This window comes from Xanthobacter agilis (assembly GCF_021730435.1).
Lineage (GTDB): Bacteria > Pseudomonadota > Alphaproteobacteria > Rhizobiales > Xanthobacteraceae > Xanthobacter > Xanthobacter agilis.
Map to the genome: position 1 here is coordinate 37,957 of NZ_JABWGX010000017.1, position 21,709 is coordinate 59,665.

Annotated in this window: 20 protein-coding genes; 6 read left to right on the forward strand and 14 right to left on the reverse strand. The window is 69.3% G+C overall.

Annotation, left to right across the window (positions count from 1 at the left end; genetic code table 11):
* Positions 1 to 88: 88 nt before the first annotated feature.
* The 4 genes from HUW53_RS13315 to HUW53_RS13330 all read right to left on the reverse strand — a co-directional run bounded on the left by HUW53_RS13315 (position 89) and on the right by HUW53_RS13330 (position 7,238).
* Entirely contained in the window at positions 89 to 3,073 is a 2,985-nt protein-coding gene (locus HUW53_RS13315; RefSeq protein WP_370877839.1) for a bifunctional [glutamine synthetase] adenylyltransferase/[glutamine synthetase]-adenylyl-L-tyrosine phosphorylase, read from the reverse strand.
* Positions 3,074 to 3,194: 121 nt separating this feature from the next.
* Positions 3,195 to 4,634, reverse strand: coding sequence for an ATP-binding protein (locus HUW53_RS13320; protein ID WP_237346259.1), 1,440 nt, complete (start codon positions 4,632 to 4,634; stop codon positions 3,195 to 3,197).
* Positions 4,635 to 4,672: 38 nt separating this feature from the next.
* Entirely contained in the window at positions 4,673 to 5,389 is a 717-nt protein-coding gene (locus tag HUW53_RS13325) for a winged helix-turn-helix domain-containing protein (RefSeq protein WP_272904233.1), read from the reverse strand.
* 295 nt (positions 5,390 to 5,684) lie between these two features.
* On the reverse strand, positions 5,685 to 7,238 hold the full coding sequence (locus HUW53_RS13330; protein WP_237346260.1) for a Do family serine endopeptidase: 1,554 nt from the start codon (positions 7,236 to 7,238) through the stop codon (positions 5,685 to 5,687).
* 243 nt (positions 7,239 to 7,481) lie between these two features.
* Between HUW53_RS13330 and HUW53_RS13335 the strand changes: the two genes are divergently transcribed.
* Genes HUW53_RS13335 through HUW53_RS13345 form a run of 3 tightly spaced genes read left to right on the forward strand, consistent with a single transcriptional unit; the run spans position 7,482 to position 9,224 of the window.
* Positions 7,482 to 7,880 (forward strand): COG4315 family predicted lipoprotein, encoded by a 399-nt coding sequence (locus HUW53_RS13335; protein ID WP_237346261.1) that lies wholly within the window; start codon positions 7,482 to 7,484, stop codon positions 7,878 to 7,880.
* A 34-nt stretch (positions 7,881 to 7,914) separates the two neighbouring features.
* Positions 7,915 to 8,424 carry an RNA polymerase sigma factor gene (locus HUW53_RS13340; RefSeq protein ID WP_237346262.1) on the forward strand — a complete coding sequence of 170 codons (510 nt, stop codon included), beginning with the start codon at positions 7,915 to 7,917 and terminating at the stop codon, positions 8,422 to 8,424.
* Complete coding sequence (locus tag HUW53_RS13345; protein ID WP_237346263.1) at positions 8,421 to 9,224, forward strand: anti-sigma factor family protein; 804 nt, start codon at positions 8,421 to 8,423, stop codon at positions 9,222 to 9,224. Before HUW53_RS13340 ends, HUW53_RS13345 begins: the two co-directional genes overlap by 4 nt.
* A gap of 35 nt (positions 9,225 to 9,259) precedes the next feature.
* Here the strand turns inward: HUW53_RS13345 and HUW53_RS13350 are convergent, their stop codons facing one another.
* Both HUW53_RS13350 and HUW53_RS13355 read right to left on the reverse strand, forming a co-directional pair.
* Positions 9,260 to 11,236, reverse strand: a complete 1,977-nt coding sequence (locus tag HUW53_RS13350; RefSeq protein WP_237346264.1) for an ABCB family ABC transporter ATP-binding protein/permease — start codon at positions 11,234 to 11,236, stop codon at positions 9,260 to 9,262.
* 6 nt (positions 11,237 to 11,242) lie between these two features.
* Positions 11,243 to 11,608: an ArsR/SmtB family transcription factor gene (locus HUW53_RS13355; protein WP_237346265.1), complete on the reverse strand. Its 366-nt coding sequence runs from the start codon at positions 11,606 to 11,608 to the stop codon at positions 11,243 to 11,245.
* Between the two features lie 133 nt (positions 11,609 to 11,741).
* Between HUW53_RS13355 and HUW53_RS13360 the strand changes: the two genes are divergently transcribed.
* Complete coding sequence (locus HUW53_RS13360) at positions 11,742 to 12,344, forward strand: LOG family protein (RefSeq protein WP_237346266.1); 603 nt, start codon at positions 11,742 to 11,744, stop codon at positions 12,342 to 12,344.
* Between the two features lie 81 nt (positions 12,345 to 12,425).
* Here the strand turns inward: HUW53_RS13360 and queD are convergent, their stop codons facing one another.
* Together queD and queE are read right to left on the reverse strand one after the other, a co-directional pair.
* Positions 12,426 to 12,782 (reverse strand): 6-carboxytetrahydropterin synthase QueD, encoded by a 357-nt coding sequence (gene queD / locus HUW53_RS13365; protein ID WP_237346327.1) that lies wholly within the window; start codon positions 12,780 to 12,782, stop codon positions 12,426 to 12,428.
* 17 nt (positions 12,783 to 12,799) lie between these two features.
* The gene (gene queE, locus HUW53_RS13370; RefSeq protein WP_237346267.1) at positions 12,800 to 13,432 is read right to left on the reverse strand and encodes a 7-carboxy-7-deazaguanine synthase; all 633 of its coding nucleotides are present in this window, start codon (positions 13,430 to 13,432) and stop codon (positions 12,800 to 12,802) included.
* 125 nt (positions 13,433 to 13,557) lie between these two features.
* Between queE and HUW53_RS13375 the strand changes: the two genes are divergently transcribed.
* Both HUW53_RS13375 and HUW53_RS13380 read left to right on the forward strand, forming a co-directional pair.
* Positions 13,558 to 14,064 (forward strand): flavin reductase family protein, encoded by a 507-nt coding sequence (locus HUW53_RS13375; RefSeq protein ID WP_237346268.1) that lies wholly within the window; start codon positions 13,558 to 13,560, stop codon positions 14,062 to 14,064.
* A gap of 123 nt (positions 14,065 to 14,187) precedes the next feature.
* Positions 14,188 to 15,027 carry a universal stress protein gene (locus HUW53_RS13380; protein WP_237346269.1) on the forward strand — a complete coding sequence of 280 codons (840 nt, stop codon included), beginning with the start codon at positions 14,188 to 14,190 and terminating at the stop codon, positions 15,025 to 15,027.
* 27 nt (positions 15,028 to 15,054) lie between these two features.
* Here HUW53_RS13380 and HUW53_RS13385 read toward each other — a convergent pair whose 3' ends face one another.
* From HUW53_RS13385 to HUW53_RS13410, 6 genes are all read right to left on the reverse strand, one after another.
* Positions 15,055 to 15,489, reverse strand: coding sequence for a hypothetical protein (locus tag HUW53_RS13385; protein ID WP_237346270.1), 435 nt, complete (start codon positions 15,487 to 15,489; stop codon positions 15,055 to 15,057).
* Positions 15,490 to 15,638: 149 nt separating this feature from the next.
* On the reverse strand, positions 15,639 to 17,051 hold the full coding sequence (locus HUW53_RS13390) for a sensor histidine kinase (protein ID WP_237346271.1): 1,413 nt from the start codon (positions 17,049 to 17,051) through the stop codon (positions 15,639 to 15,641).
* A gap of 62 nt (positions 17,052 to 17,113) precedes the next feature.
* Positions 17,114 to 17,785 (reverse strand): response regulator transcription factor, encoded by a 672-nt coding sequence (locus tag HUW53_RS13395; protein WP_237346272.1) that lies wholly within the window; start codon positions 17,783 to 17,785, stop codon positions 17,114 to 17,116.
* A gap of 120 nt (positions 17,786 to 17,905) precedes the next feature.
* On the reverse strand, positions 17,906 to 19,051 hold the full coding sequence (locus HUW53_RS13400) for a peptidoglycan-binding protein (protein WP_237346273.1): 1,146 nt from the start codon (positions 19,049 to 19,051) through the stop codon (positions 17,906 to 17,908).
* A gap of 338 nt (positions 19,052 to 19,389) precedes the next feature.
* Positions 19,390 to 19,680: a hypothetical protein gene (locus HUW53_RS13405; RefSeq protein WP_237346274.1), complete on the reverse strand. Its 291-nt coding sequence runs from the start codon at positions 19,678 to 19,680 to the stop codon at positions 19,390 to 19,392.
* Between the two features lie 8 nt (positions 19,681 to 19,688).
* Entirely contained in the window at positions 19,689 to 21,650 is a 1,962-nt protein-coding gene (locus HUW53_RS13410) for a DUF2793 domain-containing protein (RefSeq protein ID WP_237346275.1), read from the reverse strand.
* Between the last annotated feature and the right edge of the window lie 59 nt (positions 21,651 to 21,709).

Sequence of the window (21,709 nt, forward strand, 5' to 3'; positions counted from 1 at the left end):
TGCCATGTGTGCGACATAACCGGACAGGCTCCGCCATCCGTCTTCGACCGGCGCCGAATGGGGGCGATCGAGACGAGGACGGGAGCCGTCAGGTCGCGCCGGCCTGCAGGATGCGCTCGAAAATGGCGCGCACCTTCTCCTGGGTCTCGGTGAGATGGGCTTCGAGGGTGGCGAAATCAGGCATTTCGCCGGCCCGTGCCAGCAGTGCCCGGAGCGCCGGGCTGGCATCCGCCGGCACCACATGGGCGTCCACCGCCAACCGCAGCACCTGCGTCATGTCCTGGTAGAGCCGGCAGGCGCGGATGAGCACATGGGCATCTTCGGCTTCCAGAAGATCGAGCCGCTCCGCATGGGCGAGGATGCGGGCGGTGGCCGTGTCCACGATCTCGGGATGGGCCTCGGCGTGGGCCAGCACCAGATATTGGGCCAGGAACTCCACATCCACCTGCCCGCCGGCGGCATGCTTGAGGTTCCATTTGTCGCCCTCGCCCTTCTCGGCGGCGATGGCGCGGCGCATGTCGAGGATGTCGCGGGCAAGGGTGCGGCGATCGCGCGGCTGGCGCATCACGGCGCAAATCACCGCCTCGACGCGGGCGCGGAAATCCCCGTCGGCGGCGATGACGCGCGCGCGGGTCAGCGCCATGTGCTCCCAGGTCCAGGCCTCTTCGCGCTGGTAGGTGGCAAAGGAGGTCAGGCGGGTGGCGAGCGGCCCCGAGCGGCCCGAGGGGCGCAGCCTCAGGTCCACGTCATAGAGCTTGCCGGCATTGGTCAGGGAGGTGAGAGCCGTCACCAGGCGCTGGGTGAAGCGGGCGAAATATTGCGCCCCCTGAAGGGGTCGCGCACCGTCGGAGCCGGGGTCGGCGGCGGGGTCGAAATCGTAGAGCACGATCAGGTCGAGATCGGAACCGGCGGTCATCTCCCGCCCGCCCAGCTTGCCCATGGCGAGCACCGCCGTGCGCCCCCCGGCGATGCGACCGTGAGCCTCCACGAAGCGCGCCCACACCCGCCGGTGCAGGGCGCGGATGATGACCTCCGCGAGCCGGGCATAAGCCTCCCCGGCCCGCGCCGCCGGCAAGGTGCCCGAGGCAATGCGCACGCCGATGAGCACATGCTGTTCCTGCCGGAACCGCCGCGCCCGGTCGAACTGCTCCTCGTCGGTCTCGGCGCCGTCGAGCAGAAAATCGAGATGGGTCTCGAGGCTTTTCGCGTCCGGCAACACGTCGAAGAAGGCCGGGTCGAGCAACGCGTCGGCAAGAGAGGGGCGCCGGGCCAGGGTCTCGCCCAGCCGGGGGGCCGCGGTGAGGATGGTGGCGAGCAGGCGCACCAGATCCGGATGACGGTCGAGCGCGGTCAAAAGATGCGGGCCGGGCAGCTCGGTGAGGAACCGGTCGGCGGCGATGAGGGCGCCGTCGGGATCGCCGCCGCGCGCCAGGGATTCCAGCAGCAACGGCACGATGCGGGCGAGATGCGCGCGCGCCGTCTCCCCCTTGAGCGCGCGCGGGCCGCCGGCGAGCCAGCCGCGCACGATGCCGCTGGCGGCGGCCGGCTCACGAAAGCCCAGGCGTGCAAGCGCGGCCAGGGTCTGGCGATCGTTCTCCTGCGGCGGAAAGACCAGATCGGCGTCGAGCGCGGCGGGGGGCGGCGCATCCTCGAACAATTGGGCGTAATGGCCCTGCACCCGCTGCAGCCGCTCCACCAGCGCGGCGGCGAAGGCGTCGCGGCTGGCATAGCCCATGAAGCGGGCAAAGCCCTCCATCGCCGCCCGGCTCTCCGGCAATTCATGGGTCTGCGCATCCGCCACCATCTGGATGCGGTGTTCCACCCGGCGCAGGAACAGATAGGCCTCGGTCAACTCGTCCCGCACCTGGGGCGCGATCCAGCGGTGGGCGGTGAGCGCCTCCAGCGCCTCCAGGGTGCGTGAGGTGCGCAGCAGGGGATCGCGCCCCCCGGCGATGAGCTGCTGGGTCTGCACGAAGAACTCGATCTCGCGGATGCCGCCGCGGCCGAGCTTCACATTGTGCCCTTCCACCGCCACCACGTCGTGCCCGCGAAAGGCGTGGATCTCCCGCTTCATGGCATGGACGTCGGCGATCGCCTGGAAATCCAGCACCCGCCGCCATACGAACGGCAGCAGATCGGCCAGATAGCGCCGGCCAAGGTCGAGATCGCCGGCCACGGGGCGCGCCTTGATATAGGCCGCGCGCTCCCAGGTGGCGCCTTCCCGTTCGTAATAATCGAGGGCCGCGTTAATGGAGAGGGCCACCTGCGTGGAACCCGGATCAGGACGCAGGCGCAGGTCCACCCGCAGCACATAGCCGTCGCCGGTGCGCTCCTGGAGCATCCGCACCAGGCCCTTGGTGATCTTCACGAAGAAGGGGGAGGCCGACACCTCCTCCGCCAGGGGCGCGCGCTCGCGGTCGTAGACCACGATCAGATCGATGTCGGAGGAATAATTGAGTTCGCGCGCGCCGTGCTTGCCCATGGCGATCACGGCGAGGCCGCAGCCCAGCGCGGGCTGTGTCATGTCCTGCGGCAGCAGCCGCCCGGCGCGGGCGGCATCCGCCAGCAGGAAGTCGAGCGCGCCGCGCACCGCCGCGTCGGCCACCTCGCTCAGGGCCGCCGTGACCGCCACCAGATCGAAGGCGCCGCCAATGTCCGCCAGTGCGATCAGCAGCGCCGCCTCGCTGCGCATCTGGCGGAGCGCCCGCATGGCCTCGCCTTCGTCGGTGGTGGCGAGGCACACGCCGGCGCCGGCCGCGATCAACCGCCGAAGATGCGCGCTCGGCGCGCTGGCGAGGATGCGCAGCAGGCGGGCGGGCTCGGAGCGGATCAGCTCCAGCAGGAAGGGGGAGCCCTCCGCCACGCCGAGCACCGCGTCGCGGGCCGCCGGACCGGCGGCGAACAAAGCGTCGAGCGCCTCCCGCTGCTCCGGCGCCAGCCGCTCCAGAGCATGAGACAGACGCAGCCCCGCCGCGGCCGCATCATGAATGACGGGCGCTTCCCGCATCATGACGGCAAGGGCGGGTCCTTCGGATAAATCCGACACGTGGTCCGGAGCTTGGGGCGCGCGCATGGACTGACCTAAAGGCACGGGGGCGCACAATGTGCAAGCCCCTACAAAGGAACGCGAGGCGGCCACTTCGAAAACGGAGCCGAATCGGCGGCCGACCCCGTTCCTTGTGCCCCGACCGGGGTTAACGTCGGCTGGCCGTGTCGGTCGCGGCCCCGCCGCCGTCCCGCCCGGCCTTCGCCGGCAGGCGCAGGACCGCGACCAGACCCGGCCCGTTGTCGGCGAAGGAGAGGTCGCCCCCGTGCAGCCGGGCCACCGCCGCCACCTGCGAAAGGCCAAGCCCCGAGCCCGGCCGGGTCCGGCTCGCCTCCAGCCGCACGAAGCGCTCCACCACCCGCTCCCGGTCGGCGGCCGGAATGCCGGGACCGGAATCGGCGACCGTCAAGAGGGCATCACTCCCGGCCCGCGCCAGCCGCACCGCGATGCGGCCGCGCCCGCCATCGGGAACGCGACCGTATTTGATGGCGTTGTCGATGAGGTTGGAGAGCGCCTGCGCCAGGAGTTCGCGCACCCCGTGCACCACCACCGGCTCCGACGTCACCGTCAGGTCGAGCCCCTGCTCGTCCGCCAGGGGTTCATAGAGTTCGGCGACGTTTTCGGTGAGATCGGCAAGATCCACGTCCGTCATGGTGTCGCGCGCCTGCCCGGCCTCCGCGCGGGCGATCATGAGCAGCGCGTCGAAGGTGCGGATCAGGCCGTCGCTCTCCTCGATGGTGGTCTCCAGCGCCCCGCGCCAGTCCTCCTCCGTGCGGGCGGTGCGCAGGGCCTCCTCGGCGCGGTTGCGCAGACGCGTGAGCGGCGTCTTCAGATCGTGAGCGATATTGTCGGAAACATCCTTCAGCCCCTGCATCAGGGCTTCGATGCGCTCCAGCATGACATTGAGGGAATGGGCCAGCCGGTCGAACTCGTCGCCGGCCCCGGACACCGCGAGCCGGCCGGTGAGGTCGCCGGCCATGATGGTCTCGGTGGTGGCGGTCATGGCGTCGATGCGCTTCAGCACCCGACGCGTCACGAACACGCCGCCGGCGAGCCCCAGCACCACGATGAGCACCACCGCCCATTGCGCGGGGCGAGCCACGAGGTCGCGCAAGGTGTCGCGCTCCTCGATGTCGCGCCCCACCAGCAGGCGGTAGCCCCCGGACAGGATGAACACCTGGACGAAGGCCACATGGCTGCGGCCGGCCCCGCTGTCGTCCTGTCGATTGTAGGTGGTGAAGCGGGTGCCGGCCGCGTCCAGCAGCCCAAGGGAGAGGTCGGACACATTGGCCGCCAGCACCTCGCCCTGAAAATTCGCCAGCATGTAGATGGACGAGCCCGGCCGCCGGGACCGCCGGTCGATCACATAGACGAGCCGCTGGATGCCGCCGATATGGTATTGCTCCGCCAGATAGCGCACTTCCCGGTCGAGATCGTCCGCCACCTGGTTCTGAATCAGCTCACGGGTGTGCCACGCCGTATAGCCGATGACCGACACGGCAAAGATAGCGAACACCGCGAGATAGGCCGCCAGCAACTTGAAGGCGGTGGTGCGCACCAGTCGCGCGAGATGCCTGAAAATCCTCATCGCGCGCCCCGCAACCACCCCCGCGCCAACCGGCCACCTCACGCCAGCCCCGCGCGCACCATGTAGCCGGCGCCGCGCACGGTGTGGATCAACGGCACCTCGAAGCCCTTGTCCACCTTGGAGCGCAACCGCGACACATGCACGTCGATGACATTGGTCTGCGGGTCGAAATGGTAGTCCCACACGTTTTCCAGCAGCATGGTGCGGGTCACCACCTGCCCCGCGTGGCGCATGAGATATTCAAGCAGGCGGAACTCGCGCGGCTGCAATGCGATCTCCTTGCCGCCACGGGTAACGCGATGGGCAAGCCGGTCCAGCTCCAGGTCGGCCACCTTGTAGAGGGTGTCCGTCGCCTGCGGCCCGCCGCGCCGGGCGAGCGCCTCCACCCGCGCCAGCAGCTCGGTGAACGCATAAGGCTTGGGCAAATAATCGTCGCCGCCGGCGCGCAGGCCCTGCACCCGGTCGTCGACCTGGCCGAGCGCCGAGAGGATCAGCACTGGGGTCGCATGGCCACGGCCGCGCAGTTCAGCCACCAGGGACAAGCCATCCCGCAACGGCAGCATGCGGTCCACCACCAGCACGTCGTATTTGTCGGCAAGGGCGAGCGCGAGCCCTTCCTCGCCATCGGCGGCATGGTCCACCACATGGCCCGCCTCGCGGAAAGCCTTGCGGAGATATTCGGCGGCGTCGCGGTCGTCCTCGACAAGGAGGAGGCGCATGGCGGTGAGTGTATCCGGATCGAGATTCGCGTTCATGTCACTCTAAAGCGATTTCGAGCGAAAGGGCACCGGCTCCGCCGAACACCGGAATTGGCCACCGTGGGAGGCAGCCCATGGCGCCAGGGGGCGACCCAAAAAGAAAGCGCGGGAAGCCCTCTGGAGCTTCCCGCGCCTGCGGGCCGGCCGACGATGGGGGGCGACGGGGATCGTCGGGCACGGCGCCGGAAACGGACCGACCGGCGGGGCGGGGGGTGGGGGCAAAACCCCGCCGGTCGGCTCAGGCCGAGCCGGTTCACGACCGGCTCGGGAACTCAATGCCGCGCGGGTGCGCTCAACCCTTGGCCTTGCCGTCCAGGGTGATGGCGACGAAGCGCACGCCCTGCTCGCTCTTCACCTGGATGAGCACCGCCTTGCGGTTCTCGGCCTTGGCCGCGGCAAGCCCGTCGCGCACATCCTTGGGGGTGGCGACCGTCTTGTCGCCGACCTTCAGGATCACGTCGCCGGTGCGGAAGCCGCGGGCGGCGGCCGGACCGTTCGGATCGACACCGGTGACCACCACACCCTCGTTGCCGGCGCCGTCCACACCCTTGGCCGGGGCGAGCTGGAGGCCGAGGCGCGGCATGTCCTTGCCGGCCGCATCCTCACCCCCCTGGTCGGCGCGGGCGACCTGCTCAGTGGGGAGCTGGTCGAGCTTCACCGCCACGGTGAGGGGCTTGGCGTCGCGGAGCACCGCGAGCTGCACCTCGGTGCCGGGCTTCAGCATGCCCACCTTGCGGGTGAGGTCGCGGGCATCCTTGATCGGCTCATTGTTGAGCTTGATGATCACGTCGCCCGCCTTGAGCCCGGCCTTGGCGCCGGGGGTGTTGGGCTGCACCTGGGCCACCAGGGCCCCTTCGGCGTCCTTGATGCCGAGGCCGGAGGCGAGTTCCTCGGTCACCGGCTGGATCTGCACGCCGATATAGCCGCGGGCCACCGCGCCGCTCTCGCGCAGCTGGTTCACCACCGTCTTCACGGTCTCGGAGGGAATGGCGAAGGCGATGCCCACGTTGCCGCCCGAGGGCGAGACGATGGCGGTATTCATGCCAATCACCTCGCCGTTCAGCGAGAAGGTCGGCCCGCCGGAATTGCCCCGGTTGATGGGGGCGTCGATCTGGATGAAGTCGTCATAGGGACCCGAGCCGATGTCGCGGCCGCGGGCCGAAACGATGCCGGCCGTCACCGTGCCGCCGAGACCGAACGGATTGCCCACCGCAATCACCCAGTCGCCGACGCGCGGCGCGCTGTCGGCCAGCTTCACCCACGGCAGATCCTTGGCGTCGGCGATTTTCAACAGCGCCACGTCGGTGCGCGGATCGGTACCGATCACCTTGGCCACATGTTCCTTGCCGTCGGTGGTGGTCACATCCACCTCGTCGGCGCCGTCCACCACATGGTTGTTGGTCACCACATAGCCGTCGGCGGAAATGATGAAGCCGGAGCCCTGGCCCACCACCGGGCGCTCACCGCCCGGACCGCGATGGCCGCGCGGACCCATCGGCCCCATCGGGCCGCGGCCCTCGCCCAAGCCGAAGCGCTTCATGAACTGCTCGATCTGGGGCGGGATGTTGCCGCCGCCCAGGCCCTCGCCATCATTCATGGCCACCTGGTCGCCGCCGTCCTTCTTCACCTTCACCGAGACCACGGCGGGCGACACCTTCTCGACGATGTCGGCGAAGGAGAAGGTACCGGCCGGCTGGCTGGTGGTGATCTGGGCGAAGGCCGGAGTCGCGGTGCCCGGCAGGAACTCACCGGCCACCATGCCGGCCACCGCGAGGCCGAACACGCCGGCGAGCAGAGCCTGGCGGCGACGCTTCGTCACGGAGGGGGTCTTGTCAGTGCGGGTCATGCGATCAGGTCTCACTTCTTGCCATCGGGGTCCTGCGTCACCGGCAGGTTCGAGAGTGAAGGTAGAGGCCCGTGCCTTACGGTTCCCTGGCGAGGGCATTACGGTTCGGTAATGTCGCTCACAGCGCCGCGAGGAGCGCAGGCCAAAAAAACGAGCGTGGAGCACGGGAATAAATTGCGCCCGGCGGCGTTGATCCCGGCAGGAGGGTCGCCATGACGCCTCCGGCCCTGGAGGATCCCACCCATGCGCACGTTCCTGCTTGCCGCCGCCACCACACTTGCCCTGTCCGCCAGCCTTGCCCTGTCCACCAGCTTTGCCGCCGCCGCCGAGCCGGCAAAGGTGGTCGAGACCGCCAAGGGCAAGACCCTGGTGAATTCCGCCGGCATGACGCTTTACGTCTTCGCCAAGGACGAAGGCGGCAAATCCGCCTGCACCGGCCCCTGCGCCACCAACTGGCCGCCCCTGAAGGCCGCCGCCGACGCAAAGGCCGCGGGCGAATGGACCCTCATCACCCGCGACGACGGTTCCCACCAATGGGCCTACAAGGGCAAGCCGCTCTACACCTGGACCAAGGACCAGAAGCCGGGCGACGTGACCGGCGACGGTTTTCTCAACGGTGCCTGGTCGGTGGCCCATCCGTGACGGCGTCACGCCGAGGCGGCAGCGGGGATTAAGCATGGCACGCGACGCAGATGCGCGGATCGAAGCCCAGATTCCGGGCCTGCGCCGCTACGCCTTCGCGCTGGTGCGGGACCGGGATCGGGCCGACGACCTGGTGCAGGATTGCCTTGAGCGCGCCTTGTCCCACGCCCGCCGGCCCGTGGACGAGGAGGATTTACGCGCCTGGCTGTTCACCATCCTGCGCAACCTCCATATCTCCGCCTGGCGCAGCGCGCGGCGGCGGGGCGAGACCGCCCCGCTCGACGCGGAGACGGACCCCGGCCAGCCCGCCGACCAGGAACGCGCCCTGGTGGCGCGCGATGCCCTGGGCGCGCTCGACCAGTTGCCGGAGGAGCAGCAATCCCTGCTGCTGCTGATCGCGGTGGAGGACTTGTCCTATGACGGCGCCGCGCGGGTGCTCGGCATCCCCGTCGGCACCGTCATGTCGCGCCTGTCGCGCGCCCGCCGCCGCCTGCGCGCGCTGATGGACCGGGAGCACGCCCCCCTTCTGCGGAGAGTGAAATGAGCAAGGACCCGGCCACCCGGGATGAGGCCCAGATTCAGGCCTTCATCGATGGTCGCCTCGACGCTGCCGCGCGGGAGCGGATGGCCGCCACCCTCGCGGCCGATCCCGCCCTCGCGGCGGAGGTCGCCCTCGATCAGGCGCACGCGGACACCCTGCGACGCCAGCTCGCCGCCATCGCCGATGCCCCCATTCCGCACCGTTTGCGGCTCGACCATCTGCGGGCGCAACGGCGGGAACGACAGTGGCGGCACCTGCGCGCGGTGGCGGCGGGCGTCGCTCTACTGGCGACCGGGGCAATCGGCGGCTGGCTCGCGGCGCGGTCCGCCCCGGCGTCGGCCCCCGGCGCGGTCGTGACGGTGGCCACCGAGGCCGCCACCGCCTATCGCACATTCGTGGTGGAAGTGGCCCATCCGGTGGAAGTGGATACGGCGCGCGAAGCCCATCTTCTGCAATGGCTGTCGAAGCGGCTGGGGCGGCCGCTGGCGGCGCCCGACCTGACCCGTTTCGGCTACCGCTTGATGGGCGGGCGCCTGCTGCCGGGCAGCGGTGGCGCCGCGGCGCAGCTCATGTACGACGATCCCAGCGGCCGCCGGCTCACGCTCTATGTGGAGGCGAGCCGTGGCAGCCAGACCGCCTTCCGCTTCCATGAGGACGGAGAGGCGCGCACCTTCGCCTGGATCGACCAGGGGTTCGGGTTCGCCGTCACCGGCCCGATCGGCCGGGAGGCGCTCCTGCCGATCGCCGAGGCCGTGTACCAGCGCTTCGAGGATCCCCCACCGGCGGGCGCCGCCCGGCTCTGACCCTCTCTTCAAGCCAGGCCGCGCGCGGGCCTAACTCAACCGGCCGCGCGCGCGGCATTGTCCTGGTAGTCTTCCACGGCATCCTCCAACCGCACCGGATCGAGGCTGGCGTCGGTCTCCACCGTCGCTTCCACATCAGAAGCGGCAAGGGCCGCCTCCTCCGCCTCCTGCTGGCGATGCCACAGGTCGGCATAAAGTCCACCCTGGGCAAGCAAAGCGGCATGGCTGCCGCGCTCGGCCACCCGGCCATCGGCCATCACCAGGATCTCGTCCGCCCCCACCACGGTGGACAGGCGATGGGCGATGACCAAAGTGGTGCGCCCCTGGGACACGGTGTCGAGAGCGTCCTGGATGTCGCGCTCGGTGTGGCTGTCGAGGGCCGATGTGGCCTCGTCCAGCACCAGGATGGGCGGCGCCTTCAACAGGGTGCGGGCGATGGCCACCCGCTGCTTCTCGCCGCCGGAGAGCTTCAGGCCGCGCTCGCCCACCTCGGTCCGGTAGCCCTTGGGGGTGGAGCGGATGAAATCGTCGATGCGGGCGAGCCGCGCCGCCTGCTCCACCTCGGCGTCGGTGGCGTCCTGGCGGCCATAGCGGATGTTGTAGGCGATGGTGTCGTTAAACAGCACGGTGTCTTGCGGCACCATGCCCACGGCGGCCCGCAACGACGACTGGGTAACGTCGCGAATGTCCTGCCCGTCGATGAGGATGCGCCCGGACGAGATGTCGTAGAAGCGGAACAGCAGGCGCGACAGGGTGCTCTTGCCCGCTCCCGACGACCCGACGATGGCCAGCGTGCGCCCCGCCGGAACCTCGAACGACACCCCCTTCAGGATCTCCCGGTCGCCTTCATAGGAAAAGCGCACGTTCTCGAAGCGCACCGTGCCGCCGTGCACCACGAGGCCGGGCGCGCCCGGCTTGTCCTTGATCTCCGGATCGCGGGCGAGCACCGCGAACATGGATTCGATGTCGAGCAGGGCCTGCTTGATCTCGCGATAGATGAAGCCCAGGAAATTCAACGGCACGTAGAGCTGAAGCATCATGACGTTGATCATGACGAACGAGCCGACCGTCTGCCGCCCGGCGCGGATGTCGTACACGCACATCACCATAATGAGTGCAAGACCAATGGAATAGATGACTGCCTGCCCCGCATTCAACCACGCCAGCGACGTATAGGTGTGCACGGTCGCCGTCTCGTAGCGGGCCATGGACCGGTCATAGCGGGCGTTTTCCCAGCGCTCGGCACCAAAATATTTCACCGTCTCATAATTAAGCAGGCTGTCCACGGCCTTGGTGTTGGCCTCGGTGTCGCTGTCGTTCATCTCCTTGCGGATGGCGAGGCGCCACTCGCTGGCCCGGTAGGTGAAGACCCCGTAAGCGGCGATGGTGAGCGCCACCACCACCACATAGCGCCAGTCGAAAGCGAACAGCAGCACGCCGAGCACCATCACGAGCTCGACCACCGTTGGGGCGAGCTGGAGCACCAGCATGCGCACGATGGTCTCGATGCCGTTGCGCGCCCGCTCCAGCACCCGCGTGAGGCCGCCGGTCTTGCGCTCCAGATGGAAGCGCAGGGACAAGTCATGCATGTGCCGGAAGGTTTCGAGGGCGAGCTTGCGCACCGCGTTGAGCGCCACCTTGGCGAAGATGCCGTCGCGCAGCTGGGTGATCGCCGCCATGACGATGCGGGCGAAACCATAGGCCAGGGTCAGCGCCACCGGCGCCGCCAGGAGATAGACCCAGCCGGACGGCACGGCCGCGCCGTTGGTCTCGGCGGTGAGGGCATCGGTGGCCCATTTGAACACGAACGGCACCACCATGGTGGCGCCCTTGGAGCCGAACAGCAGCACCGTGGTGACCACCACGCGGGAGCGCAGATCCGGCCGATCGGCGGGCCACAGATAGGGCCACAGCCGGGCGAGGGTCCCGAACAGGCGCTCCTCCGCCGGGCTGGAGGCGGGCCGTCCGGCGGCCGGGAGGCCGGCGCCGTTCACAGGGGAACTGTCAGACATGAAAACCTAGCTTTCCGCCGCAGGCTCGTTCGCCCCCTGCCGCAGCAGCAGGTCGAACACGGCATGAATTTCAGCGCGCAGCGCCGCGAGCGCCGCGTGGTCGAGGCAATAGGCGGTTCGCGCACCCTCCGCGCGACTGCGGATCAGCCCGGCCTCCCCCAGCACCTTGAGGTGCTGCGACACGGTGGATTGGGCTAAAGGCAGCTCGCGGACGATCTCGCCGCACACGCAGCGGTTCTCGCGCGCCAAGGTGTGCAGCACCGCGAGCCGCGCCGGATGCCCCAGCGCGCGCAGCCGATCGGCCAGAGCGGTGAAGGCGGCGGGATCGGGCGCGGCATCGTCACCAGCGGGCAGGAAAGGTGGATCGATCATCGTTCATCGACGATAAACGATGGCCATGACCTTTTCAAGGCGCCCCTTTTCAAGGCACCCCTGTCACCGGGCCGTCGCGGCGCGCGGTGAAGCTGAGGCCGCGCACGGCGCGAAACGATGGTATGTTGGGGCCATGGCTAGAATAGAAAGTGTCTGTGTCTATTGCGGTTCCTCCTTCGGTCGCGACCCTGCGGTGGTGGCGGGCGCGCGCCGATTCGGGGAGATCCTGGCGCACAACGGCATCCGTCTCGTCTATGGCGGCGGCGGCGTGGGACTGATGGGAGAGGTGGCGACGGCGGTCGCGCTGGCGGGTGGGCGCGTCACCGGCATCATCCCCACCTTCCTCGTCCGCGCCGAGCGCGCCTTCCGCCACACTGCGGAAATGATCGAGGTGGACGGCATGCATGAGCGCAAGCGGCTCATGTTCGAGAAGGCGGACGCGTTCGTGGCGCTGCCGGGCGGGATCGGCACCCTGGAGGAACTGGTCGAACAGCTCACCTGGGCGCAGCTCGGCCGTCACCGCAAGCCGATCCTGCTCGCCAATCTCGGCGGCTTCTGGGACCCGTTCCTGGACCTCGTGTCGCACATGCAGGCGGCCGGCTTCCTGCCCGCCGAACGACCGCTGAAGATCCTCACCGCCGATCGCATCGAGGACATCCTGCCGGCGCTGCAAGCCGCCGCCGGCTCGGAGAGCAACGTCCACGACGGGGACGCGGCGATCGCGCGGCAGATGTGAGCCCGCGCGCGGCGCGCGGGCGAAAACCCGTGTCGCTGCCGCGTGCCGCGAGCTGAGGCCGAGACCCGAAGCCGGGCCCGCTCAGCCGCCCGCATACTCCGCGAACGACAGGGGCGTCTCGTAGACGCGCACGCCGGCGAGCTGTGGCAAGGCCGGCTTCACGCGCGCCCAGATCCACACGGCGATATTCTCGGCGGTGGGGTTGTCCAGTCCCTCCACGTCGTTAAGGCAATAATGATCGAGCCGCGCCAGCAGCGGCGCGAACACCGCCTCGATGTCGAAGAAATCGGCCACGAAGCCCGTCGCCGGATCGACCGCGCCTTCCAGCGTCAGTTCCACCTTGTAGGAATGGCCGTGCATCCGCCGGCAGCGGTGGGTATCCGGCACGCGGGGCAGGAAATGGGCGGCCTCGAAGGTGAAGCCCTGGGTGATGCGCAAGGTGGGCGCGGGTGTGGTCATGGAATGCCGATCATCTTGTGGGTCTGGAGCGACAGGCGCCAGCGCGGATGCGCGAGGCAATAGGCCACCGCCGCCTCCGTGTGGCGCAGCCGGTCCGGTCCATCCATCGGTTGCAGGAAGAAATGGGCGAAGTCGAGCCCGGCCAGGGTTTCGGGGTCGAGACCCGGCTGCGGAAAGACGAGCTTCAGCTCTTGGCCTTGGCGCTGCACCAGGGGGGCGCCGGCCTTGGGGCTCATGCAGATCCAGTCGATGCCGGCGGGCGCGGCCACCGTGCCGTTGGTCTCCACGGCGATCTCGAAGCCGTGCCCATGGGCGGCCGCGATCACCGCCGCATCAAGCTGCAACAGGGGCTCGCCGCCGGTGAACACCACGAAGCGACGGCCCTTGTCCTCGCCCCAGACCCGAGCCAAGGCCGCGGCCAAAGCGTCCGCGGTTGAAAAGCGGCCCCCGCCGGCCCCATCCATGCCGACGAAATCGGTGTCGCAGAAGCGGCAGTCGGCCGTCGCCCGATCCGCCTCGCGGCCGGACCACAGGTTGCAGCCGGCAAAGCGGCAGAAGACCGCCGCGCGGCCCGCCTGGGCGCCCTCGCCCTGGAGGGTCTTGAACATCTCTTTGACTGCATACGCCATGGGCCGATGCCTTTAGCGCCATCCCGTCGCCGGGGGAAGCGCGCGCGCCGACATCGAAACGCGGAACCCGGCGCGCTAAGATGGCCGCCGGGAAATCCGATTCATGCCCATGCGAGCCTTGCCCCATGACGACCGTTGATCTCGACGCCCGTTTCGATCCGCGCGAATTGCGCAATGCCCTCGGCCGCTTCGCCACCGGCATCGCGGTGGTGATGGCCCGCGATTCCGAAGGTCTCATGGGCGTGACGGTCAATTCATTCTCCGCCGTCTCGCTCGATCCGCCGCTCATCCTGTTCTGCATGGCGCGATCGCTCAAGTCGCTGCCGCGGCTGGAAAAGGTCACGGCCTATTCGGTGAACATCCTGCTGGAGAGCCAGCAGGATGTGTCCAACCGCTTCGCCACCGCCGGCGAGGACAAGTTCGCCGCCACGCAATGGGAGTCCGGCCCCAGCGGCGCGCCGCGCCTCATTCCGGCCCACGCCAGCTTCGAATGCGTGCCCTATGCCCATTATGACGGCGGCGACCATGTGATCTTCGTGGGCCGCGTGGTGCACATGCATGCGGAGGGCGAGGATGCCCCGCTGCTGTATTACCGCGGCCGCTACCACACATTGGCGGGCCGGGCGGAGTGAGGCCCCCCAAGGGCCGAAACAAGTCTTGACGTGACGCAACGTCGGCGCGATGCCGGAGTTCTAGTGTCATGCCCACGCGGCGTCGTCCTGCCACCTGCGGCACGTCACACGCGAGGAAAGCCCATGCTCCAGAACATCAGAAGCGTCCTCATCGGCATGACGGAGGAAGGCACCGACGAGCCCTCCTCGGCCCTCGGCTACGGCCTTTCCCTGGCCCGGCAGGCTGGCGCCCACGCCACCATTCAGGCCGCCTCGCTCAAGGTGGTGCTCGGCACCGCCTTCATCAGCAACATGGCCGCCGGCATCGTCGCCGATCACAACCGGCGCCTGCGCGCCCTGGCGGCCACCTTCGCCGACCGGGCGCGCGGCGACGCGGCGGCGCTGGGGGTGTCCTGCTCGGTCATCACGCCCCAGCTTCCCTATGACGAACTGGTGGACACCTTCGTCACCCAGGCCCGGCTTCACGATCTCTGCGTGCTCGACGCGGAATCCGCCGCCATCAACACCGACCGCGGCCTGATCGAGGCGCTGCTGTTCGAGAGCGGCCGTCCGGTCCTGGTGGTGCCGGCGGGATGGGACGACTTCAAGCACGAGCGCGTGCTCATCGCCTGGGATGCCAGCGCGCGCGCCGCGCGCGCCATCAACGATGCCATGCCCATCCTCAAGTCCGCCGCGGCGGTAGAAGTGGTGTCCATCGGCAGCGAAAAGGAATTGGCGGGCGTGGTTCCGGGGGCGGACATCGCGCCCCATCTGGCGCGGCACGGGGTGAACGTGACCGTGAAGGATCTGGTGATTCATCCCGACGGCATCGCCGGCACCCTGCGCGAACAGGCGGTTCTCTATAATGCCGACCTGCTGGTGATGGGCGCCTTCAACCATTCCCTGGTGCGCGAATGGGTGCTCGGCGGCGTCACCCAATCCCTGCTCAAGGCCAGCACGGTTCCCCTGTTCATGTCCTATTGAGGCGGCCCCACCCTCGGAGCCACCCACTCAACTCACCGCCTGCCACTTGCCATCGGCATTGCGGCAGGCGGCCCCGCGCGCGATCTGCGGGCGGTTGTCGATATAGATGGTGTGGGAATAATCGCGGCAGGTCTGGAACCCCGGCCGGTGATAGGGCGGCCCGGCGATGACCGTGCCCCGCGCGCCGTCGTCGCTCTTCCAGCCCACCGGATAGCCCGGCCCGCCGGTTTCGAGGGCGGCGATCTCCGCGTCATAGGCCTTCTGGCGGTCGGCATCATCAAGGCCGTTGCCGATAGCTCCGCTGATGAGGCCACCGGACACCGCGCCCCGCATCACCGGGGCGGTGGGCAAGGCGATGTTGCCCGGCCCCTTCAGGTTGGAATTGGCATCGCTGGCGCAACCAGACAGAAGCGTTCCAAGAACCAGGGTATGGAGAGCGGCGGACACCTTGCGGACGGACATTGCGCGTGATCTTTCGACGCCTGAGCCTTACGCTACGGGAGCATATTGCAGCCGCAAAAAGGCCGCTGCACAGTCTTAGTTGGACTCTCCTGGAAGGAAAAGCACCCGCGGCGCAGCCTCGTGCCGCACGCAGGGGCATATGGCCGGGCTCAGTCCGCGCCGGAGGGGCCGGCGCCCGTCACCAGCGGCAACACCAGCTCGGCCCGCAGGCCGCCGATGGACGCCGTTCCAAGCTCGCAACGCCCGCCATAGAGCAACGCCAGCTCATGGACGATGGAAAGGCCGAGCCCCGACCCCGGCTTCGATTCATCAAGCCGGCGCCCGCGCCGACCCACATCCGCGCGGCGGGCGGGCGCAAGGCCCGGACCATCGTCATCGACCACCACCCGGAAGAAGGCACGCGCGCCCGCCCTTTCGGGGGGATCACGACATATCGATACCTCCACGCGCGACGCGGCCCACTTGCACGCGTTTTCCACGAGATTGCCGACCATTTCCTGGAGATCCTGCGCCTCGCCGCGGAACCGCGCCGCCCCGGCGAGGCGCACGTCGATGGCGAGATCCCGCCCGCGGTGGATCTTCTCCATGGTGCGGGCGAGCGCGGTGACGGTGGCCGCGACGTCGCACACATGGATCGCGATGGAGGCTCGCGCCGCCATGCGCGCCCGCTCCAGATGGTGCGCCACCTGGTCGCGCATCACCCCAGCCTGATCGCGCACCCGAACCGCGAGGGGATCCTCACGGGTGCCGGCCTCGTTGAGGAGCACGGACAGCGGCGTCTTCAACGCGTGGGCCAGATTGCCCACATGGGTGCGGGCGCGCTCGACCACCTCCTGGTTCGCCTCGATCAGTGCATTCACCTCGCGCACCAGGGGCACGATCTCCACCGGATACCGCCCTTCGAGGCGCTCGGCCTTGCCGGATCGCACATCGGCCAGCGCCTGCGACACCCGTGACAGCGGCTGTAACCCGAACCGGACCTGCAACAGCACCACCAGCAGGAACGCCAGGGCAAGCACGATCAAGGTGCCCACCAGCACGATGTCGAAACCGGAAATGTCCCGCTCCAGCTCGCCGGACAGCGCCCCCACCGAGACCACATAGATACCATCGGGGCCGAAATCCAGCTCCCGCTCCACCACGCGCAGCCTCTCGCCCTGGGGTCCGGCGCCATAGCCCTGCCGCATGGCGCCCCAGCCGCTCCGGCCCACCGCCGACCCCAGGGCGGGCAGGCTGTCGTCGCGCAGGGAACGGGAGGCTCGCACCGTGCGCGCGCCGTCCCGGTCGTGGACAATCTGCCAGTACCAGCCCGAATAGGGGAACACGAACAGGGGATCGGCGAGGGCCTGCGGTTCGGGTATGCCGGCACCGGGGGCATTCGCCACCTCGGCGACGATGGTCTTCAGATAGACGTCGAGCCTCCGGTCGAAGGCCCGTTCCGCCGCACGGGCGTACAGGGTGGAGAGCACCAACCCCACCACCACCAGCACCAGCACCATGATGGCGAGCGCCGACAGCACCAGCCGAAAGGCAAGGGAGCCGGGATCGGAAGCCTCCTTCATGGCCGCCCGGCGCCCCCCGCCGGGGGACGGTCGCGGCGGATGTCATGGTGCGCGCCCATGGCTCAAAGGATCTCCGGCGCCGGGCCCAGCAGATAGCCGAGGCCGCGCACGGTCTGGATCACGTTGCAGTCGAGCTTCCGGCGCAGGCGGACCACGAACACTTCGATCGTATTGGAATCACGATCGGAATCCTGATCGTACAAATGCTCCACCAGTTCCGCGCGGGACACCACCCGCCCCGCATGGTGCATGAGATAGGCGAGCAGACGATATTCGTGAGAGGTGAGCTTCACCGGGGCGCCGTCCACACTGACCCGCCCGGTGCGGGTGTCGAGCCGCACCGGGCCGCAGACCAGCTCGCTCGACGCATGCCCGGCGGCGCGGCGCAGCAGGGCCCGCAGGCGTGCCAACACCTCCTCCATGTGGAACGGCTTCGCCACATAGTCGTCGGCGCCGGCATCGAAGCCCTGCACCTTGTCGCTCCATCGGTCTCGCGCCGTCAGGATGAGCACCGGCATGGTCCGGCCCGCCCGGCGCCAGTTTTCCAGCACGCAGAGCCCGTCCATCCTGGGCAGGCCGATATCCAGCACGACCGCGTCGTAAGGGACGGTATTGCCGAGAAAATGGCCCTCTTCCCCGTCGAAGGCGCGATCAACAGCATAGCCGGCGTCGCCGAGCGCCGCCGCAAGCTGGCGATTGAGATCGGGATCGTCCTCCACCACCAGCAGCCGCACCGCCCCCTCCCCCACCGTCGGCTGACAGCATGCCAGCAGTCGCGCGGCAAGTCAGGGGGGGAAAGTCAGGGGGGGGGAAGTCAGGGGGAAAGATGGCCCGTCAAACACCGGCGCCGGGGATCAGCCGGGGCCGGCGTCACGGCCGGTCCGCACCGCGTCCACCTGCGCCACCTCGGTGCGATGGGCGAGGGCGTAGAGGGCCACCGCCACGACGGCAACCGCCAGCGGTCCCAGCCAGGACGGCAGCGCCCCCACTGCGTCGCGCAGCACCGCCACCTTGCCCACCGCCAGCGGCACCTGATCCAAGACCCCGAGCAGCACCGCCGGCAGGCCCAGCAGCAGGGCGCCCCATTTGCTCCAACCGGTCGCGCACGCCACCGCGTCGCCCGCGACCGCGAGGTTGCCGGCGGTGATGGCGGCCCGCATCGGGCTCACGGGCCGAGGGGCGGCGGTGGCCAGGGCCGCGGCGGTGGCGGTGTCGAGGCCGCCGCTCACCGGCAGGCCCGCCGTCGCCTGGAACGCCGCGACACCGGCGGTGGTGCGCGGGCCCCATAGTCCGTCCGCCCGGCCCGCCTCCGCATAGCCGAGATCGCGCAGGCGCTGCTGAAGCGCGCGGATCTCGCCCGGATCGAGGCCGGCGCCGGGCGCGCCAGCCACGGGCGCCGCCGCGGCGGGTTCCACCGCAAGGCCGAAGCCCGCCTCGGGCTCAAGCTCCAGAAGGCGCTTCATGATGGGCGCGATACCGACCTGCTTGTCCGCCACGGCGGCGTTCCACACGCCGTCGGCCACGTATTTGCCACGCGCATATTGGTCCGTGCCGCTCCACAGATAGGCGCTCGGCACGCCATGCATGCGATAGCCGAAGCCGTTGAAGCGCTCGCCTTCGTAAAGGCAGCGCGGCAGGCTCCAGGCGAAGCCCGGCGCAAAGCCCTTGAGGCGGAGCGCATCGATGGCCGCCTCCTCCCAGGTCTGGAACGGGCCGCGACCGGCGGGCGCCTGCCGGGTCATGCGACCGGTGCCGAGGATCTTCTCGCCATTGTGCAGCACGCCGCGGAAGTCGCAGCCCGCTTCCCGCGCGTGCAGCACGCCGATGAAGGCCCAGGGCACGCCGGTCACCGCCTCCACCATCCGATAGCGCGTCGTCCCGGCGACCACCTTGCGCGCCATGGCGTCGATGGCGGAGCCGCGCGCCGGAGCGAAGGCCATGGCGCGCCAGCGCCGGATATACTCCGCCTCCAGTGCGGCAAAGGAATAGCTTTGTGCCATGATAGGTCCTTGGACTTGCGCCTGAAACAAAAAAGGCCACCGAGGCGGCGGCCTGCTCGCATGGATGCACTGGCGTGGGGGGATCCAACGGAGGCTTGGCTTCCAGGCGGGACCGCCCTACCATGCCGCAGGGTAAATTTTGCGGATTGCACCCGCCCCGCGGACGGCCTTGCCCCCACTTGGCCCGCCGGGCGCACGGGTTTTCTGTCGCCGCGCGTCGCCGTTGCGGAAGGAGAGCGCCATGGACGACATGCGGGTCACAGCGCTCACATTGGCCCTTGTGTTCTGGTTTCTGCTGTATTGGTTCTATTGATGTCGCGTCCGGCTCGGCCGCGCGGTCACGCCGCAAAGCCGCAGCGCGGCGTCGACGGTGTCACGCCATGACCGCCGAAGTCGGGTGCGCTCGCCCCCTCGCCCCACCACAGCACATTGACGAGGTCCCCCTCGCCCGCGCTCGCCACGCCCTGGTCGCTCAGGAAACACAGGTCATAGCGCACGCCGTCGCACCAGCCGACGGATCCTTCCTCCATGCCGCCCGGCACCCGCGCCGTGCTCTCATAACTGAGCACGCTCGCCAGCACCGCCAGCGCATCGGCACGGTCGGAAAATCGCAGATAGATCGTATTCATGTCGCCCCTCATGCCCACACGCGGGCCTGTCCCTGGACCGCGCTCGCGCCGCCCTTGACGGACCAGACCAGGATTTCATCCAGCTCGAAGCGCTCACGCGTGTTCATCCCTACCGGCGTGCCTAAGTACATGGTGTCAATGGTCGTTGTGGGCTGGGCCGTGTCCGAGACAGGCGTGCTGCCATTGACGGCGATGCGCCGCCCGGCCGTATCCCAGGCCGCGCAGATGCCCGCCTCCGTCATCGTGCCCGCCGTGATGCTCCGCCCGGAATTCAGGCTGGAAGAGGCCATGTACATGCGCACCGTACCCGCGCTCTCGACGCGGAGGATGTTGGTCGTTGTGTTGGAGAGGATGCCCGTCGACGCGGTCGAGGCGGCGTGACTGAGCTTCCCGCGAAGCGCGATCGTGACCGGCCCATTCGTGGACAGCAGCGCCGTGGCCGCGGCGCTCCATGTCGCCACGTCCGTCGTCCGCGTCACCGCGGCCGTTGTGGTCTCAATATAACTGGTGGCGAAGCTGCCAACCTCCACCTGCACTTTGGTGACCGTCCCCGAGGGCGTCACCGTCAGCGTCCCGGCAGTTGCGGTGATCGTATAGGTGGATCGGGTGGAGGTGCCGCCCCCCGTGACCGTCCCCGTGGCCGCCCCCGAGAGGGTGAGCGTCCCCGGACCCCAAAAGCTGACGGTATAGGTCTGCGCGGTGACCGTGATGCCCTGCGCCGCGGTCGGCGCGGCCGAGCCGATGAAGACGTTGGTGGCCGCGCCCTCGACCACCATCTGCCGCCGGCCACTCGCATAATCGAAGGCGAGGACATTGGCCGGCGCCATGACCACCGCGCCGGCAGCGGACAACACCGCTTTCGCGCCGCCGCTGCGCGCCACCACCTGGGGCGAGGAGGAATGGGCCCCGTTCAGGGCATAGCGTTCCCGGCAGAAGTCGGCGGCGAGCGCCGGCGGCACCCCGTCAAGGCCGTACTCCGCCTGCGCCCACCATTCCGTCTCGCGCTCGGGAAAGGCCGATGCGGGGCAGGTCAGCATGTGGATCGACACCCGCACGCGCCCGCCCGTGAACACCCCACTGGTGGCGCTCAGGCGTACCGGGGTCGCGGCATAGAAGGCGGTCGGGCCGATGACGCCGGAGTTCGACGCGCCGAGGGCGATGCCGAGGGCCGAGCCGAATTTGCCGCTCTCCCCCGCCACCCCGCAATCAAAGGAGGGGGCGCCCGTGACCTCCGACAGAATGCGGGTGGAGACGCCGAGCACGATGGCCCGCGCAGGGATCACCATGGCGGTGTCGAGGCTCGCCCCCGAGAGCACGAGATCTTCCTCGATCACCTCGGCCGTGATGGCCGCCCGCGCCGGTCGCACCGCCAGCGGTGACACAAACGCCCCACCATCGAAGAGGGCAAGGCGCCACGCGTCCCGGATGAAGGCCAGCGCGCCGGTGCGCGGCGCGCGGAAGGAAAAGGCGCCGTTCTGATAGGTGGCGAGGCTGCCCGCCTGCCCGGCGAAGGCGCCGGTGGCCCCCGCCGGCACGAACCAGACCGCGCCCTCGTCCGGCGCCGCCGCAGGCGCGGTCGCGGTGACGCTTTCGAGCACCAGCGTGCCCGCCCCCTGCCCGTCGCCGCTCGACAGCGCGACCCAGGCGCCGCCATCGAACCGGGCGAAGGTTTCGGCGTCGCGGATGTAGGCCAGCGCATCCCGGGGCAGGTCGAGAAAATCGAACGCCTGCGCCTCATAGGCCGCCAGCTTGCCGTCCTGGCCGGCGAAGGCGCCGGTGGCCCCCGCCGGCACGAACCAGCGCGCGCCCTCGGCGGGCGCGGCCGGCGGCTCGGCCGTGGTCACGCTTTCGAGGGCGAGCTGCACATGGGCATCGAGGCGCCGCACGGCCTCATTGTGGGTGACATGCTTCTGCGCCTGCGCCGCCGCCAGATATGGCAGGGCCAGGTTCGCCGATTGATCGGACGCCATGAAACTTCCCCATGTGAGGCGCCCCGCGGCCATCGGCCTTTCGGGGTCGTCGAATGCGT